Genomic DNA, 15221 nt, shown 5'->3' with positions numbered 1-15221 from the left:
GGTCATCGGCCTGGGGCGAGCGGGCTCAGGCCTTGAGGGTCTTGACGCCGTCGGCGGTGCCGAGCAGCAGCAGGTCGGCCGGGCGGGCGGCGAACAGGCCGTTGGTGACCACGCCGACGATGGCGTTGATCTTCTCTTCCAGTTCCACCGGGCTGTCGATGCGCAGGTTGTGCACGTCGAGGATGATATTGCCGTTGTCGGTCAGCACGCCTTCGCGGTAGACCGGATCGCCGCCGAGCTTCACCAGTTGGCGGGCGACGTGGCTGCGAGCCATCGGGATGACCTCCACCGGCAGCGGGAACTGGCCGAGGATGGGTACCAGCTTGCTGGCATCGGCGATGCAGATGAAGGTCTTGGCCACCGCGGCGACGATCTTCTCGCGGGTCAGCGCGGCACCGCCGCCCTTGATCAGCTCCAGGCGCTCGTTGCTTTCGTCGGCGCCGTCGACGTAGAACTCCAGCTCGCTGACCGTGTTCAGCTCGTAGACCGGGATGCCATGCTCCTTCAGGCGCTTGGCGGTGGCCTCCGAACTGGCCACTGCGCCGTCGAACTCGGCCTTGTGGCGGGCCAGGGCATCGATGAAGAAGTTGGCGGTGGAGCCTGTGCCGACGCCGACGATGCTCTTGCTGTCGAGGTGCGGAAGAATGTGGTCGACGGCGGCCTGTGCCACTGCCTGCTTGAGCTGATCCTGGTTCATCCCGGGTGCCTGTCTGGTTGCCTGGCCGGCCGTCCCGGCGGCGCAGGCGGAGGGTGCGCGCGGCCGTGGCGGCCCGGCGGGTTTCCGGCACGTCCTGTGCCGCTGCGATACGAAGGGACGAATTATAGCGGCCTGGCGTCCTCCGGTCTTGCCCCGGATGACCGGCAGTCGCGGTGTTTTCCTGCGGCGCGCCGGTAGTCCGCCCGGCGGGCCTGGAGTAGACTCCGGGCTTCCGTGAAGTCCGCCGAACCGCCTCCGATGCTCGAACAATACGTCAAGAAGATCCTCACCTCGCGCGTCTACGACGTCGCGGTGGAAACGCCCCTGCAACCCGCCCGCCAGTTGTCCGAACGCCTCGGCAACCAGGTCCTGCTCAAGCGCGAGGACCTGCAGCCGGTGTTTTCCTTCAAGATCCGCGGCGCCTACAACAAGGTCGCGCAGCTCACCGAGGAGGAGAAGGCCCGCGGGGTGATCGCCGCCTCGGCCGGCAACCACGCCCAGGGCCTGGCCCTGGCGGCCAAGCGGCAGGGGATCAGGGCGGTCATCGTGATGCCCAAGACCACCCCCGAGATCAAGGTCCAGGCGGTGCGCGCCCACGGCGCCAAGGCGGTGCTGCACGGCGACGCCTTCCCCGAGGCGCTGGCCCACGCGCTGAAGCTGGTCGACGAGAAGGGCTACACCTTCGTCCATCCCTACGACGATCCGGACACCATCGCCGGCCAGGGCACCGTGGCCATGGAGATCCTCCGCCAGCAGCCCGGCCGCCTCGATGCGATCTTCGTCCCGGTGGGCGGTGGCGGACTGGTCGCCGGCATCGCCGCCTACGTCAAGTACCTGCGTCCGGAGATCAAGGTGATCGGCGTCGAGCCGGACGAGTCGAACTGCCTGCAGGCGGCCATGGCCGCCGGCGAGCGGGTGGTGCTGGGCCAGGTCGGGCTGTTCGCCGACGGCGTGGCGGTGGCGCAGATCGGCCAGCACACCTTCGACATCTGCAAGGACCACGTCGACGAAGTGATCACCGTCAGCACCGACGAGATCTGTGCGGCGATCAAGGACATCTACGACGACACCCGCTCGATCACCGAGCCGGCCGGCGCGCTGGCGGTGGCCGGGATCAAGAAGTACGTCGAGCGCGAGCGCGCCGAGGGGCAGACCCTGGTGGCGATCGACTCCGGCGCCAACGTCAACTTCGATCGCCTGCGGCATGTCGCCGAACGCGCCGAACTGGGCGAGCGCCGCGAAGCGATCATCGCGGTGACCATTCCCGAGCGGCCGGGCAGCTTCAAGGCCTTCTGCGAGGCGGTCGGCAAGCGCCAGATCACCGAGTTCAACTATCGCTACCACAGCGGCAGCGAGGCGCACATCTTCGTCGGCGTGCAGACCCACCCGGAAAACGACCCGCGCGAGGCGCTAGTGGCCTATCTGCGCGAGAAGGGCTTCCCGGTCCTCGACCTGACCGACAACGAACTGGCCAAGCTGCACATCCGCCACATGGTCGGCGGTCATGCGGTGAAAGTCAGCGACGAGATGGTGTTCCGCTTCGAATTCCCCGAGCGGCCCGGCGCGCTGTTCAACTTCCTCACCAAGCTCGGCGGGCGCTGGAACATCTCGATGTTCCACTACCGCAACCATGGCGCGGCCGACGGCCGGGTGGTGGCCGGGTTGCAGGTGCCGGAAGACGAGCGCCACCTGATCCCGCAGACCCTGGAGGCGATCGGCTATCCGTACTGGGACGAGACCGCCAACCCGGCCTACCAGCTGTTCCTCGGCTGACCCGCGGCGGCTCGCCGACACGGGCTGCTAAGCTTCACGGGCAGGTGATCTCCTTCCTCGGGAACTGAGCCCGCCCCCGGCGCCTCAAACGGGCCGGGAACACGGACAAGGATGCGCTGATGGAACATTTTCTCCAGATCAAGATTCTCCACGGAGTCGCCACCGTGCTGCTCTTCGGCGGCCTGCTCGGCCTGGCGTTCTACGCCTGGCGCAGCTGGCGGACGGGCGACGCGGCGCGGGTCGCGCGCGGTTTCAAGCGGGTCCGCCTGATCGGCTGGCCGCTGCTGGGGCTCAGCCTGCTGGCCCTGCCGGTCAGTGGCTGGTGGCTGGTGCACCTGGCCGGCTGGCCGTTGGGCCAGAGCTGGCTGCTGTTCGGCGCCTGCCTCTATCTGCTCGGCTGCATCTTCTGGCTGGTCCTCGCCGGCCGCCTGGCGCGGGTCCAGCACCAGGCCGGCGCCGCCGAGACGGCGGGGGCCGCGCTGGGCGAGCAGACCCTGCGCGAGATCAAGGTGGGCTTGGTCATGGCCCTGCTCGGTGCGGCCAGCTTCATCGCGGTGGCGGTACTGATGGTCAGCAAGCCGCTCTGAAACGCCAACGAAATGGACTTCACCGGCCTTCGCCGGTTCTGTAGGAACGCATGCGTATTCTGCTGGTAGGCGCGGGAGGTTTCGTCGGGCGGCACCTGCTCCCGGCGCTGCTCGCCGCCGGACACGAACTGCTCCTCACCGCGCGCCGCCCGCCGGTCGATGCGCCTGCCGGCGTACGCTGGCTGGCGCTCGACCTGGAGCGGCTTGCGGAAAGGCCGGACAGCTTCGCCTGGCCCGCCGGGGTCGACCTGCTGATCAACGCCGCCGGCACCATGAGCCTCGACGAGGCGAGCATGGCTCGCGTCCAGGACAGCGGCGCGCGAGCACTCTTCGACCTCGCTGCGGCCCATGGGGCGAAGGTCCTGCAGATTTCCGCGCTGGGCGCCGGTGCGCACCCGGACGTGGCCTTCCTCGCCAGCAAGGCGGCGGCCGACCGCCACCTGCTGGAACTGGGCATCCCGGCGCTGGTGCTGCGCCCGTCCCTGCTGCTGGGGCCGGGCGGCGCCAGCAGCGCCTGGCTGGAACGCCTGTCGCCGCTACCGCTGATTCCCTTGCTGGACAATCGCGCGCGCCTGCAACCGCTGCATGTCGAGGACCTGGTCGGCGCGGTGCTGGCCCTGCTGCGCTGCTGGCCGGAGCGGGCGCAGGTGATTCCGCTGGTGGGCCCGCAGGCGCTGTCCCAGGGCGAGCTGCTGGACGAGCTGCGCCGCGCCCAGGGTTGGCCGCGCGGCCGCTATGTGGTGCCGCCCGCGGCGCTTCTCGATGCGTTGGGCGGGCTTGGCCGGCGTGCTGGCTGGCGGACACTGAGTCCATCGATGCTGAAGCTGGTGCGCCACGACAACCTGGCCGACCCGGCACTCCTCGATGCGGCCTGCGGCTATCGTTGCGCGCCGCTGGCCAGTCGGCTGCTCGGCTGGCCGCAGGCGGCACGCAGCCTGGCGGCTCTGATGCGGCCGCTGATGCTGGCGGCCCTGGTGCTGATCTGGCTGGGTACCCTGGTCGCCTGCCTGGGGCCGGGTTACGGCTGGGGCCTGCGGATCCTCGGCGAGGCCGGCATCCACGGCTGGCCGGCGAGCCTGGCGGTGATCGCCGGGGCCCTGCTCGATGGCGCGCTCGGCGTCGGCCTGCTGCTCCGCCGCTGGCGTCGGCGCGCGCTGCTGGCGCAGTTCTGGCTGATGCTTGGCTACAGCCTGGCGATCAGCCTGATCCTGCCGCACTACTGGTACGACCCCTACATGGCGGTCGGCAAGAACATCGTGCTGATGGTGGCCACGCTCTGGCTGCTGGGCGACGAACCTCGAGCCAAGGAGGCCCGTGGATGAACCTTTACCTACTGCTGAAGACCCTGCATATCCTTTCCTCGACCATTCTTTTCGGCACCGGCCTGGGGTCGGCCTACTACGCCCTGCGTGCCTGGCGCAGCGGGCAGTTGCCGGTGATCGCAGTGACCTTCCGCCACCTGGTCACCGCCGACTGGCTGTTCATCGCCACCACCGCGGTGTTCCAGCCGCTCAGCGGCCTGGCCATGGTGCATGTCGCCGGCTGGTCGCTGGCCCAGGGCTGGTTGCTGTGGAGCCTGGGCCTCTACGTGTTCGCCGGGCTCTGCTGGCTACCGGTGGTGTGGTTGCAGATCCGCGTGCGCGACATGGCCGAGGCTGCCTTGCGCGAGGCGCGGCCCATCGAACCGCTGGCGTACCGCTACATGAACGCCTGGTTCATCCTCGGCTGGCCGGCCTTCATCGCCTTCATGGTCATCTTCTACCTGATGGTCAACAAGCCGGTCTGAGAGTCCGCTCGGCGCAACCAGAGCAACGCCAGGACCAGGAACGCCAGGGAGCCGCCCCAGTACAACCAGGCGAAGCCGCCGGGCCGCTCCAGCAGGAGGAAGGCCAGGGCCGGGCCCAGCGCGGCACCAAGGTCCTGGACGATGGAGTAGCGGGTCATGAAGCCGACCACGTCGCCGGCGCGGGCGATGTCGGCGGCGAGGGCGTCGGTCAGGGTGGTGAGGGCGGTGGCGACCAGCATCACCAGCAGGGCGATGGCCAGCCAGGCGAGAATGGGCAGCCTGCTGGAAAGCAGGCCGAAGCCCATTGCGCCGACCAGTAGCGCAGCCACGTAGAAGCGCCGACGCCCGCGCGGGCCATCCGACCAGGCACCGAAGCGCCCGGCCAGCCAGGGCTCCCAGGACCAGCGCAGGGCCTGGATGATCCCGGAGAGGCCGGCGGCGCTGAGCGCCAGGCCGAGCAGGCTGACCTCGGTGCCGAAGCTGCGGGCGATCAGCGCGCTCAGGGTGGCGGCGAGCACGCCCTGGATCAGGAGCGCGGTGGCGAAGCCGCTGAGGATCACCAGGCCGCGCGGCGGCGGGCGCCTGGCGACGCTGGTGGATGCCGTTGCGGCGGAGGTCCGCGCATGTCCGGCGGGATTCTCCGGCAGGTCGAAACCCTTCGCCAGCAGCGGCAGGCCGAGCAGTGCCAGGATCGCGAAGGACAGCGCCAGCGCCGGCAGGCCGAGGACCGGCACCAGCAGCCCGCCGAGCAGCATGCCGACCAGGCTGCCCAGGCGGTAGAGGCCGTTGTACAGGCCCATGGCGCGGCCGCGCTGGTGGTCGGCGGCGCAGTAGACCACCGCCGAGAGCCCGCCGATGCGGAAGAACGACCAGCCGATCCCCCACAGTCCGCGCAGCAGCACCCAGGCCAGGAAACCGCTGGCCAGGCCGTAGCCGGCGGTGCTCAACACGCCGATGACGACCGCCAGGAGCAGGCCGGTCTTCAGTGCCAGGTGCTTGTACAGGCGGCCGATCAGCGGATTGAAGGGCAGGCGGATCAGGCGGTTGATCGACAGCAGCACGCCGACCTGCCAGAGCGCCTCCAGGCCGACCTCGTGCCAGTAGATCGGCAGGGCGATATAAAGCATCGAATCGCCGGCCAGGCATAGCGCGGTGACCAGGGCGACGATCACGACCGGCCGCAGCGAGCCGGGAGCGGGGGCGGTGTGGGGCATCCTGGGTCCGCCGTGGCGCCGCCCGTCGGACGGCGCGCTTGTCAGTGGGTCAACGCAGGGAAATGATCGGCCAGCCGCGTTTTTCCGCCTCGGCGCGCAGGCGCGGATCGGGGTCGACGGCCACCGGCCGGCTGACCTTCTCCAGCAGCGGCAGGTCGTTCAGCGAGTCGCTATAGAAGCTGGCGCCTTCCAGGTTCAGGCCGTTCTCGTCGAGCCAGCGTTGCAGGCGAACCACCTTGCCGCCCTGGAAGCAGGGCACGTCGAAGGTCTGCCCGGTGTAGCGGCCGTCGCGCATCTCGCACTCGGTGGCAATCAGGGTCTCCACCCCGAGTCGTTCGGCGATCGGGCCGGTGACGAAGCGGTTGGTGGCGGTGATGATCACCAGCCGGTCGCCGGCGGCGCGGTGCTCGGCGAGCAGCGCCTCGCCCTTGGCCAGCACGATCGGCTCGATCACTTCCTGCATGAATTGGCGGTGCCAGGTTTCCAGCTGGGCCATCTCGGTGCGACCGAGGATCGCCTGGGTGAAGGCCTGGTAGGCAAGGACGTCGAGCTTGCCGGCCACGTAGTCGGCATAGAAGGCGTCGTTGCGCGCCTGGTATTCGGCGGCGTCGACCAGGCCGCGCTGGCACAGCCATTCGCCCCAGCTATGGTCGCTGTCGCCGGCGAGCAGGGTGTTGTCGAGATCGAAAAGGGCCAGACGCACGGGGTGACTCCATCGGTTGGCGGGTGGCGGGAGGGCCGCGAGAGCCTTTTGCGAAGGCTCCCACCGGGCCTTGGGAAAACCCCTAGCCTACCGGCTTTTGCCGGCCCTGTATCCTCCCCGCACGAGTCGCAAAGCCGCGCGTTGCCGCTATCACAAGCTTTATGGAACAATGCGGGCACATGCGATTTCGAGGATGTCCCAGCGTGATCGATTCCGATGGTTTTCGCCCGAATGTCGGCATCATTCTCGCCAACGAGGCGGGGCAGGTGCTGTGGGCGCGGCGTATCAATCAGGAAGCCTGGCAGTTCCCGCAGGGAGGCATCAATGATCGCGAAACGCCGGAAGAGGCGCTGTATCGCGAATTGAACGAAGAAGTCGGGCTGGAGGCCGGGGACGTGCGCATCCTGGCCTGTACCCGCGGCTGGCTGCGCTACCGTTTGCCGCAGCGCCTGGTGCGGACCCACAGCCAGCCGCTGTGCATCGGCCAGAAGCAGAAATGGTTCCTGCTGCGGCTGATGTCCGACGAGGCGCGCGTGCGCATGGATATCACCAGCAAGCCCGAGTTCGACGGCTGGCGCTGGGTGAGTTACTGGTACCCCCTGGGACAGGTGGTGACCTTCAAGCGCGAGGTCTACCGCCGCGCCCTGAAGGAACTGGCCCCGCGCCTTCTGGCGCGGGACTGAACACGGAGACAAGGCCCCGAGCATGCTCAACACGCTGCGCAAGATCGTCCAGGAAGTGAACTCCGCCAAGGATCTGAAGGCGGCGCTGGGCATCATCGTGCAGCGGGTCAAGGAAGCCATGGGTACCCAGGTCTGCTCGGTGTACCTGCTCGACACCGAGACCCAGCGTTTCGTCCTGATGGCCACCGAAGGCCTCAACAAGCGTTCCATCGGCAAGGTCAGCATGGCTCCCAGCGAAGGCCTGGTCGGCCTGGTCGGCACCCGCGAGGAGCCGCTCAACCTGGAGAACGCCGCCGCCCACCCGCGCTACCGCTATTTCGCCGAGACCGGCGAGGAGCGCTACGCGTCGTTCCTCGGCGCGCCGATCATCCACCATCGGCGGGTGATGGGGGTGCTGGTGGTGCAGCAGAAGGAGCGCCGCCAGTTCGACGAAGGCGAGGAAGCCTTCCTCGTCACCATGAGCGCCCAGCTCGCCGGGGTCATCGCGCATGCCGAGGCGACCGGTTCGATCCGCGGCCTGGGCAAGCTCGGCAAGGGCATCCAGGAAGCCAAGTTCGTCGGCGTGCCCGGCGCCCCCGGGGTCGGGGTGGGCAAGGCGGTGGTGGTGTTGCCTCCGGCCGACCTGGAAGTGGTGCCGGACAAGCAGGTCGACGACATCGACGCCGAGATCGCCCTGTTCAAGCAGGCCCTGGAGGGCGTTCGCGCCGACATGCGCGCGCTGTCGAGCAAGCTCGCCAGCCAGTTGCGCAAGGAAGAACGCGCGCTGTTCGACGTCTACCTGATGATGCTCGACGATGCCTCCATCGGCAACGAGGTCAAGCGCATCATCCGTACCGGCCAGTGGGCCCAGGGCGCCCTGCGCCAGGTGGTGATGGAGCACGTGCAGCGCTTCGAGCTGATGGACGACGCCTATCTCCGCGAGCGCGCCTCCGACGTCAAGGACATCGGTCGCCGCCTGCTCGCCTACCTCCAGGAAGAACGCAAGCAGAACCTGACCTACCCGGAACAGACCATCATCGTCAGCGAGGAGCTGTCGCCGGCGATGCTCGGCGAGGTGCCGGAAGGGCGCCTGGTCGGCCTGGTCTCGGTGCTCGGCTCGGGCAACTCGCACGTGGCGATCCTCGCCCGTGCCATGGGCATCCCCACGGTGATGGGGGCGGTCGACCTGCCGTACTCCAAGGTCGACGGTATCGACCTGATCGTCGATGGCTACCACGGCGAGGTCTACACCAACCCCTCCGCCGAGCTGGTGCGCCAGTACAGCGACGTGGTCGCCGAGGAGCGCGAGCTGAGCAAGGGCCTGGCGGCCCTGCGCGAGCTGCCCTGCGAGACCCTCGACGGCCACCGCATGCCGCTCTGGGTCAACACCGGCCTGCTCGCCGATGTCGCCCGCGCCCAGGAGCGTGGCGCCGAGGGCGTGGGCCTGTACCGCACCGAAGTGCCGTTCATGATCAACGACCGCTTCCCCAGCGAGAAGGAACAGCTGGCGATCTACCGCGAGCAGCTCAGTGCCTTCCACCCGCTGCCGGTGACCATGCGCACCCTGGATATCGGCGGCGACAAGGCGCTGTCCTACTTCCCGATCAAGGAAGACAACCCGTTCCTCGGCTGGCGCGGCATCCGCGTCACCCTCGACCACCCGGAGATCTTCCTGGTCCAGACCCGCGCCATGCTCAAGGCCAGCGAAGGACTGGACAACCTGCGCATCCTGCTGCCGATGATCTCCGGCACCCACGAGCTGGAAGAGGCCCTGCACCTGATCCACCGCGCCTGGGGCGAGGTGCGCGACGAGGGCGTGGACATCGCCATGCCGCCCATCGGCATGATGGTCGAGATTCCCGCCGCCGTGTACCAGACCCGCGAGCTGGCCCGCCAGGTCGACTTCCTTTCGGTCGGTTCGAACGACCTGACCCAGTACCTGCTGGCGGTCGACCGCAACAATCCGCGGGTCGCCGACCTCTACGACTACCTGCATCCGGCCGTGCTGCATGCGTTGAAGAAGGTGGTCGACGATGCCCACCTGGAAGGCAAGCCGGTGAGCATCTGCGGCGAGATGGCCGGCGATCCCGCGGCTGCCGTGCTGCTGATGGCGATGGGCTTCGACAGCCTGTCGATGAACGCCACCAACCTGCCCAAGGTGAAGTGGCTGCTGCGCCAGATCACCCTGGACAAGGCCCGGGACCTGCTCGGCCAGTTGCTCACCTTCGACAACCCGCAGGTCATCCACAGCTCGCTGCACCTGGCGTTGCGCAACCTCGGCCTGGGTCGCGTGATCAACCCGGCGGCTACCGTCCAGCCCTGATTTCCCGCGCGCCGGACGCTTCGTCGTGCGGCGCTTACGCTTTCCCCGCAAGCGTATAGACTGCCTGCCATTCGGTAGAGGCCACTGGCCAGTCGAACGTGCGAGGGATTGCCGCAAAATGGACGAACGGGCGTCGAAGCCGCCAGGTCTTCTTCCGCTGTCACGCGAAGACCTTGAGAAAACCCTGCGATATGCCCTGGAGATCGTCAGCGACGGGATCTGGGACTGGAACATCGCGACCAACCAGGTCAGCCGCAGCGCCGGCTGGTACCTGATGCTCGGCTATCCGCCGCATAGCCTGCCGGAGAGCGTGGAGACCTGGAAGAACATCATCCATCCCGAGGACTATCCGCGGGTGATGGCCAGCTTCCAGGCCTACCTCGACGGCGAAAGCCCGGAATACTGCGAGGAATACCGCTGCCGCACCTACAGCGGGGATTACCTGTGGATCAGCGATCGCGGGCGTTTCGTCGAGTTCGACGAGCGCGGCGAGCCACGGCGGATGATCGGTGCGCACCACGAGATCCATCAGCGCAAGCTGGTCGAGCTGGAGTTGCAGCAGCGCAACGAGGAACTGTTCGACTGGAACCGGCGTCTCGAGGACCTGGTGGCCGAGCGCACCGAGGCGCTGCACCGGGTCAACCAGGCGCTGGCCTCGAAGATGGCCGAGGCCCAGCGCCTGAGCGAAATCGATCCGCTCACCGAGCTGTACAACCGGCGCAAGTTCGAGCAGTGCCTGCACCATGAATGGATGCGCCGGCAGCGCCATGGACGCGCGACGGCACTGGTGATGATCGATGTCGATCACTTCAAGCGGATCAACGACCTGTTCGGCCACTCCACCGGCGATCGCGTGCTGGTCGCCTTCGGCCGCCTGGTCGCCAGCGAGCTGCGCGAGGTCGACGTGCTGGCGCGCTGGGGCGGCGAGGAGTTCATCCTGCTGCTTCCGGAAACCGGCCTGGAGGCCGCGGCGGCCTTGGCCGAACGCCTGCGCCAGCGGGTTCGCTCGCAGTCCTTCGAGATGGGCGAGCGGTTGACCGCCAGCTTCGGCGTCGGCGTGCTGAACGATGGCGAGACCCTCGACCTGCTGCTGTGCCGGGTGGACGACGCCCTCTATCGGGCCAAGCAGCGTCGCGATTGCGTGGCCTGTTGCTGAAGGTCAGCCTGGCGGCAGCACCAGGCTGACCTCGCCGAGCCGGGCGCCGGACGGCCCGAAGCTGCGCTCGATCATCTCCCGCGTGCCGTCGGCGTGTACCCGTACGACGCTGCTGGCGCGAGTGCCGTAGCTCGGGCTGGCGATGAACACGCTGGAGAGCAGACGTTCCGTGGCCAGACCCACGCCGGTATCCGGCAACTGGCTGTCGGCGGCCGGCGCTGCGTCGGCCAGCAGCTCCAGCAGGGCCTGCGGATGCGGCTCGGCAAGCCGCTCGGCGAGGGCGGCGCGAGCCTTGAGCAGCTTCGGCCAGGGCGTATCGAGGGCCGCGTTGGACAGCCCGTAGACCCCCGCCGGCAGCAGGCGCGGTGGCCCTACGCGGGGGTTGTAGTGCCAGAGCTGATGGCGATCGCCAATGAGCAGGTTGAAGCCGGAATAGTCCGCGGCGCGCCCGGCGACCTGCGCCAGGTAGTCGGCCGGGTTGCCGCCGCCGCGCAGGAAGTCCGCCACCAGTTCGCCACGGGAGCGCTTGCCGAGAGCCTGCGACGGATCGCGGACGTTGGTCAGGGCGGCGAAACGGCCGGCCGGGCCGAGCCCCAGCCAGGTGCCGCCGGCCTCCAGGTCGCGTCCGGCGAATACCCCCTCGGCGTCCTCCCAGGCCGCCAGCGGCAGGCTCGGGCGGGCATAGAATTCGTCACGGTTGGCGGCGACCAGCAGCGGCAGGGCGTGCCCCGGTTGCCAGGCGAAGACGATCAGGCACATGCGCGATCCTTGGGATGGGCTGGCCGTCAGGCTAAAGGCATCCGCCATCGCCGTTCAAGCACGACGCCTGCCGCGCGGCGCGCAATTCCGTTACCATGCCGGCTTTCCAACGGGGGCGTGCATGGAGTTTCTCCTCTATATCGTGCTGGGCGCCTGTGCCGGCGTGCTGGCCGGACTGTTCGGCGTCGGTGGCGGCCTGATCATCGTCCCGGCGCTGGTCTTCAGCTTCACCGCGCACGGTTTCGGCGGCGACGTCCTGACCCAGATGGCGGTCGGCACCTCCCTGGCGACCATCGTCTTCACTTCGATCAATTCCATTCTCGAACACCATCGGCGCGGCGCGGTGCGCTGGCCGGTGTTCGCCTGGATGACCCTCGGCATCCTCATCGGCAGTGCCCTCGGCGCGCTGACCGCGGCGCAGATCAAGGGGCCGCTGTTGCAGAAGATAATCGGGGTGTTCGCCATCCTGGTCGCTTTGCAGATGGTTCTCGATCTCAAGCCAAAGGGTAGCCGCGAGGTGCCCGGCAAGGGCGGCCTGACCCTGGCCGGCGCGGTGATCGGCTGGGCCTCGGCGATCTTCGGCATCGGCGGCGGTTCGCTGACCGTGCCTTTCCTCAGTTGGCGCAGCGTGCCGATGCAGCAGGCGGTGGCGACTTCCTCGGCCTGCGGCCTACCTATCGCCATTTCCGGCGCCCTGTCGTTCATCGCGGTCGGCTGGCACAACCCGCAGTTGCCGGAGTGGAGCCTGGGCTACGTCTATCTGCCGGCGTTGGTCGGCATCGCCGCCACCAGTATGCTGTTCGCCCGCTTCGGCGCGCGCCTGGCGCATCGTTTGTCGCCGCGTGTACTCAAGCGACTGTTCGCCCTGCTGCTGTTCAGCGTGGGCATAAGTTTCCTGACCCCCGATCTCGCTTTTCTGTCGTAGGAGTTATCGATGCTGACGTATCCCCAGATCGATCCGGTTGCGCTGGCCATCGGCCCGCTGAAGATCCACTGGTACGGGCTGATGTACCTGATCGGGATCGGCGGCGCCTGGCTGCTGGCGTCGCGCCGGATGAAGCGCTTCGACCCGACCTGGACCAAGGAGCGCCTTTCCGACCTGGTCTTCTGGGTCGCCTGCGGCGTGATCCTCGGTGGCCGCCTGGGCTACGTGCTGTTCTACAACCTGGACGAGTACATCGCCAACCCGACGCTGATCTTCGAGGTCTGGAAAGGCGGCATGTCCTTCCATGGCGGTCTGCTCGGCGTGATGCTGGCGGTCTGGTGGTTCGGCAAGCGCCATGGCAAGAGCTTCTTCCAGCTGATGGACTTCATCGCCCCGCTGGTGCCCATCGGCCTGGGCGCCGGGCGCATCGGCAACTTCATCAACTCGGAGCTGTGGGGCAAGGTCAGCGACGTGCCCTGGGCCATGGTCTTCCCCAACGGCGGCCCGCTGCCGCGGCATCCCTCGCAGCTGTACCAGTTCGCCCTGGAAGGCGTGGCGCTGTTCGTCATCCTCTGGCTGTTCACCCGCAAGCCACGGCCGACCGCCTCGGTCTCCGGCCTGTTCGTGCTGTGCTACGGGATCTTCCGCTTCGTCGTCGAATTCGTCCGCGTGCCGGATGCCCAGCTCGGCTACCTCGCCTGGGGTTGGCTGACCATGGGCCAGGTGCTCTGCGTACCGATGGTGCTGGCCGGCATTGCCCTGATGGTCTGGGCCTACCGCCGCGACGCGGCGCAGCCGAAGACGGCCTGAGCCGCTTTTCGTGCCCGGGGCGGATAACGTCGCAGGCGTCATCCGCTCCGGGCAGCCGGCTTTCCGCGCCAGGGCGTGCATGGCTTGCGCCGGTCGCGCCGAACTGGCGATGCAGGCTCCGTCGCCGTAGACTTGGCCATCCTTCTGTCATCCCTCGGTGGGAGCCGCCACGTCGGCGCCGCACCGATATCGATCCGAGCCTCCGATGAAACAGTACCTCGACCTGATGCGCCACGTGCGCGAGCACGGCACCTTCAAGAGCGACCGCACCGGCACCGGCACCTATAGCGTGTTCGGCCACCAGATGCGCTTCGATCTGGCCGCGGGCTTCCCCCTGGTGACCACCAAGAAGTGCCATCTCAAGTCGATCGTCCACGAGCTGCTGTGGTTCCTCAAGGGCTCCACCAATATCGCCTACCTCAAGGAGCACGGCGTCTCGATCTGGGACGAGTGGGCCGACGAGAACGGCGACCTCGGCCCGGTGTATGGCTACCAGTGGCGCTCCTGGCCGGCGCCGGACGGCCGCCACATCGACCAGATCACCAACCTGATGGCGATGCTGAAGAAGAATCCGGACTCGCGCCGGCTGATCGTCTCCGCCTGGAACCCGGCGCTGATCGACGAGATGGCCCTGCCGCCCTGCCACGCGCTGTTCCAGTTCTACGTCGCCGACGGCAAGCTCAGCTGCCAGCTCTACCAGCGTTCGGCGGACATCTTCCTCGGCGTACCCTTCAACATCGCCAGCTATGCCCTGCTGACCCTGATGGTGGCGCAGGTCGCCGGCCTGCAGCCGGGCGAGTTCATCTGGACCGGCGGCGATTGCCACCTGTACGCCAACCACCTGGAGCAGGCCGACCTGCAGTTGACCCGCGAGCCGCTGCCGTTGCCGAGCATGAAGCTGAATCCCGAGGTGAAGGATCTGTTCGACTTCCGCTTCGAGGACTTCGAGCTGGTCGGCTACGAGGCCCATCCGCACATCAAGGCACCGGTCGCGGTCTGACCCTTCGGCGGAGCCGTCGGCTCCGCTCAACCGAACAGGCGGCGGTACCAGGGAAGCGCGCGCCAGTCCCGCAAAGCCCGCTCCGCATCTTCTGCGCGTTGCAGCGCCTGCTCCAGGGCCTGCTCCAGCGGTGCGACCGGATGGCTCATGGCGTGGCCATGGCAGAGCTGGAAGTCGTCCAGCAGGTTCGGCGGTAGCGCGAAGGCGCCTTCCAGGCGGGCCTGTTCCTCCGCCAGGTAATAGCCGTTAAGGCCGTCGAAGTGGACGAAACGGTAGCCCGCGGCGAGCAGCGGCGCTTTCCACTCGGGGTCGTGGTCGAACGGAGTTTCCGCGAGGATCAGCCACGGGCGCCAGCGGTTCAGGTCGAGGCCGCGGAGCACCGCGCCTTCCAGCCCTTCGACGTCGATCTTGAGGAAGTGGATCGGCCCTTCGACATGGGCCGCGCAGATCGCGTCCAGGGTGCTGACCTTCACTTCGCGCGGAGTGGCCGTGCAGCCCTCGGCCTGGCGCTGGCGGGCTAGCTCGGGGTCCAGGGTGGAGAGACCCGAGGCGGCCATCTCGTAGAGCGTGGCGCGGCCTTCGCGCTCGCCAATGGCGAGGTTCAGGTTGAGGTCTTCCGGCCGTTCCCGCTCCAGCTCGCGGTGCAGGTGGGGCAGCGGTTCGATGTTGATGCCGCGCCAGCCGCGCTCGTAGAACGCCAGGGTGACCGAGTCGATCCGCGGGTGGTTGGCGCCGACGTCGATGTAGAACCCCCTGGGGAAGAGTTTCAGGGCCCGCCAGAGTCGGACGTCTTCCAGGTTCTGCGCGTAGGAAACGAAGGGCATGG

15 protein-coding genes are annotated in these 15221 nt (G+C 68.1%); 10 read left to right on the top strand and 5 right to left on the bottom strand.

Annotated features, from left to right (window positions below; translation table 11 throughout):
- Positions 1-25 precede the first annotated feature (25 nt).
- Positions 26-697 (bottom strand): ribose-5-phosphate isomerase RpiA, encoded by a 672-nt coding sequence (gene rpiA, locus FOC67_RS24320; RefSeq protein WP_003084386.1) that lies wholly within the window; start codon positions 695-697, stop codon positions 26-28.
- Positions 698-955: 258 nt separating this feature from the next.
- Here rpiA and ilvA point away from each other — a divergent pair, with 258 nt between their 5' ends.
- From ilvA to FOC67_RS24300, 4 genes are all read left to right on the top strand, one after another.
- Complete coding sequence (gene ilvA, locus FOC67_RS24315; RefSeq protein ID WP_003110582.1) at positions 956-2470, top strand: threonine ammonia-lyase, biosynthetic; 1515 nt, start codon at positions 956-958, stop codon at positions 2468-2470.
- A 119-nt stretch (positions 2471-2589) separates the two neighbouring features.
- On the top strand, positions 2590-3057 hold the full coding sequence (locus FOC67_RS24310) for a DUF2269 family protein (RefSeq protein ID WP_003112958.1): 468 nt from the start codon (positions 2590-2592) through the stop codon (positions 3055-3057).
- A 50-nt stretch (positions 3058-3107) separates the two neighbouring features.
- A complete protein-coding gene (locus tag FOC67_RS24305) occupies positions 3108-4379 on the top strand; it encodes an SDR family oxidoreductase (protein ID WP_009315032.1) in 1272 nt (423 codons plus the stop codon).
- On the top strand, positions 4376-4843 hold the full coding sequence (locus tag FOC67_RS24300; RefSeq protein ID WP_003084393.1) for a DUF2269 domain-containing protein: 468 nt from the start codon (positions 4376-4378) through the stop codon (positions 4841-4843). Before FOC67_RS24305 ends, FOC67_RS24300 begins: the two co-directional genes overlap by 4 nt.
- On the opposite strand, the gene FOC67_RS24295 is transcribed toward FOC67_RS24300, so the two are convergent.
- Entirely contained in the window at positions 4816-6057 is a 1242-nt protein-coding gene (locus FOC67_RS24295; RefSeq protein WP_009315033.1) for an MFS transporter, read from the bottom strand. The genes FOC67_RS24300 and FOC67_RS24295 overlap by 28 nt on opposite strands.
- A 49-nt stretch (positions 6058-6106) precedes the next feature.
- Positions 6107-6760: an HAD family phosphatase gene (locus FOC67_RS24290; RefSeq protein ID WP_003084397.1), complete on the bottom strand. Its 654-nt coding sequence runs from the start codon at positions 6758-6760 to the stop codon at positions 6107-6109.
- Positions 6761-6963: 203 nt separating this feature from the next.
- Between FOC67_RS24290 and FOC67_RS24285 the strand changes: the two genes are divergently transcribed.
- From FOC67_RS24285 to FOC67_RS24275, 3 genes are all read left to right on the top strand, one after another.
- Positions 6964-7443, top strand: coding sequence for an RNA pyrophosphohydrolase (locus FOC67_RS24285; RefSeq protein ID WP_003084400.1), 480 nt, complete (start codon positions 6964-6966; stop codon positions 7441-7443).
- Positions 7444-7465: 22 nt separating this feature from the next.
- Complete coding sequence (gene ptsP, locus FOC67_RS24280) at positions 7466-9745, top strand: phosphoenolpyruvate--protein phosphotransferase (RefSeq protein ID WP_003084404.1); 2280 nt, start codon at positions 7466-7468, stop codon at positions 9743-9745.
- A 118-nt stretch (positions 9746-9863) separates the two neighbouring features.
- Positions 9864-10901, top strand: a complete 1038-nt coding sequence (locus FOC67_RS24275) for a sensor domain-containing diguanylate cyclase (protein WP_003084406.1) — start codon at positions 9864-9866, stop codon at positions 10899-10901.
- A gap of 3 nt (positions 10902-10904) precedes the next feature.
- On the opposite strand, the gene FOC67_RS24270 is transcribed toward FOC67_RS24275, so the two are convergent.
- Positions 10905-11660 carry an NRDE family protein gene (locus tag FOC67_RS24270; RefSeq protein ID WP_003084407.1) on the bottom strand — a complete coding sequence of 252 codons (756 nt, stop codon included), beginning with the start codon at positions 11658-11660 and terminating at the stop codon, positions 10905-10907.
- A 121-nt stretch (positions 11661-11781) separates the two neighbouring features.
- Here FOC67_RS24270 and FOC67_RS24265 point away from each other — a divergent pair, with 121 nt between their 5' ends.
- The 3 genes from FOC67_RS24265 (at position 11782) to FOC67_RS24255 (ending at position 14395) form a co-directional block, all read left to right on the top strand.
- Positions 11782-12585, top strand: coding sequence for a sulfite exporter TauE/SafE family protein (locus FOC67_RS24265; protein WP_003110587.1), 804 nt, complete (start codon positions 11782-11784; stop codon positions 12583-12585).
- Between the two features lie 9 nt (positions 12586-12594).
- A complete protein-coding gene (gene lgt / locus FOC67_RS24260) occupies positions 12595-13395 on the top strand; it encodes a prolipoprotein diacylglyceryl transferase (RefSeq protein ID WP_003128900.1) in 801 nt (266 codons plus the stop codon).
- A 205-nt stretch (positions 13396-13600) separates the two neighbouring features.
- Positions 13601-14395, top strand: a complete 795-nt coding sequence (locus tag FOC67_RS24255; protein WP_009315037.1) for a thymidylate synthase — start codon at positions 13601-13603, stop codon at positions 14393-14395.
- A 26-nt stretch (positions 14396-14421) separates the two neighbouring features.
- Here FOC67_RS24255 and FOC67_RS24250 read toward each other — a convergent pair whose 3' ends face one another.
- Positions 14422-15219, bottom strand: coding sequence for an FkbM family methyltransferase (locus FOC67_RS24250; RefSeq protein ID WP_003112965.1), 798 nt, complete (start codon positions 15217-15219; stop codon positions 14422-14424).
- Positions 15220-15221 lie beyond the last annotated feature (2 nt).

This window comes from Pseudomonas sp. FDAARGOS_761 (genome assembly GCF_013343155.1).
Taxonomy (GTDB): Bacteria; Pseudomonadota; Gammaproteobacteria; order Pseudomonadales; family Pseudomonadaceae; genus Pseudomonas; species Pseudomonas aeruginosa.
The sequence above is the reverse complement of the archived record's forward strand: the minus strand, read 5'-3'. Positions and strand labels throughout refer to the sequence as shown.

What these genes read in the sequence shown, in the direction of transcription:
- rpiA (WP_003084386.1), bottom strand. Translation starts at nt 697, where the DNA reads ATGAACCAGGATCAGCTCAAGCAGGCAGTGGCACAGGCCGCCGTCGAC.
- ilvA (WP_003110582.1), top strand. Translation starts at nt 956, where the DNA reads ATGCTCGAACAATACGTCAAGAAGATCCTCACCTCGCGCGTCTACGAC.
- FOC67_RS24310 (WP_003112958.1), top strand. Translation starts at nt 2,590, where the DNA reads ATGGAACATTTTCTCCAGATCAAGATTCTCCACGGAGTCGCCACCGTG.
- FOC67_RS24305 (WP_009315032.1), top strand. Translation starts at nt 3,108, where the DNA reads ATGCGTATTCTGCTGGTAGGCGCGGGAGGTTTCGTCGGGCGGCACCTG.
- FOC67_RS24300 (WP_003084393.1), top strand. Translation starts at nt 4,376, where the DNA reads ATGAACCTTTACCTACTGCTGAAGACCCTGCATATCCTTTCCTCGACC.
- FOC67_RS24295 (WP_009315033.1), bottom strand. Translation starts at nt 6,057, where the DNA reads ATGCCCCACACCGCCCCCGCTCCCGGCTCGCTGCGGCCGGTCGTGATC.
- ptsP (WP_003084404.1), top strand. Translation starts at nt 7,466, where the DNA reads ATGCTCAACACGCTGCGCAAGATCGTCCAGGAAGTGAACTCCGCCAAG.
- FOC67_RS24275 (WP_003084406.1), top strand. Translation starts at nt 9,864, where the DNA reads ATGGACGAACGGGCGTCGAAGCCGCCAGGTCTTCTTCCGCTGTCACGC.
- FOC67_RS24270 (WP_003084407.1), bottom strand. Translation starts at nt 11,660, where the DNA reads ATGTGCCTGATCGTCTTCGCCTGGCAACCGGGGCACGCCCTGCCGCTG.
- FOC67_RS24265 (WP_003110587.1), top strand. Translation starts at nt 11,782, where the DNA reads ATGGAGTTTCTCCTCTATATCGTGCTGGGCGCCTGTGCCGGCGTGCTG.
- lgt (WP_003128900.1), top strand. Translation starts at nt 12,595, where the DNA reads ATGCTGACGTATCCCCAGATCGATCCGGTTGCGCTGGCCATCGGCCCG.
- FOC67_RS24255 (WP_009315037.1), top strand. Translation starts at nt 13,601, where the DNA reads ATGAAACAGTACCTCGACCTGATGCGCCACGTGCGCGAGCACGGCACC.
- FOC67_RS24250 (WP_003112965.1), bottom strand. Translation starts at nt 15,219, where the DNA reads ATGCCCTTCGTTTCCTACGCGCAGAACCTGGAAGACGTCCGACTCTGG.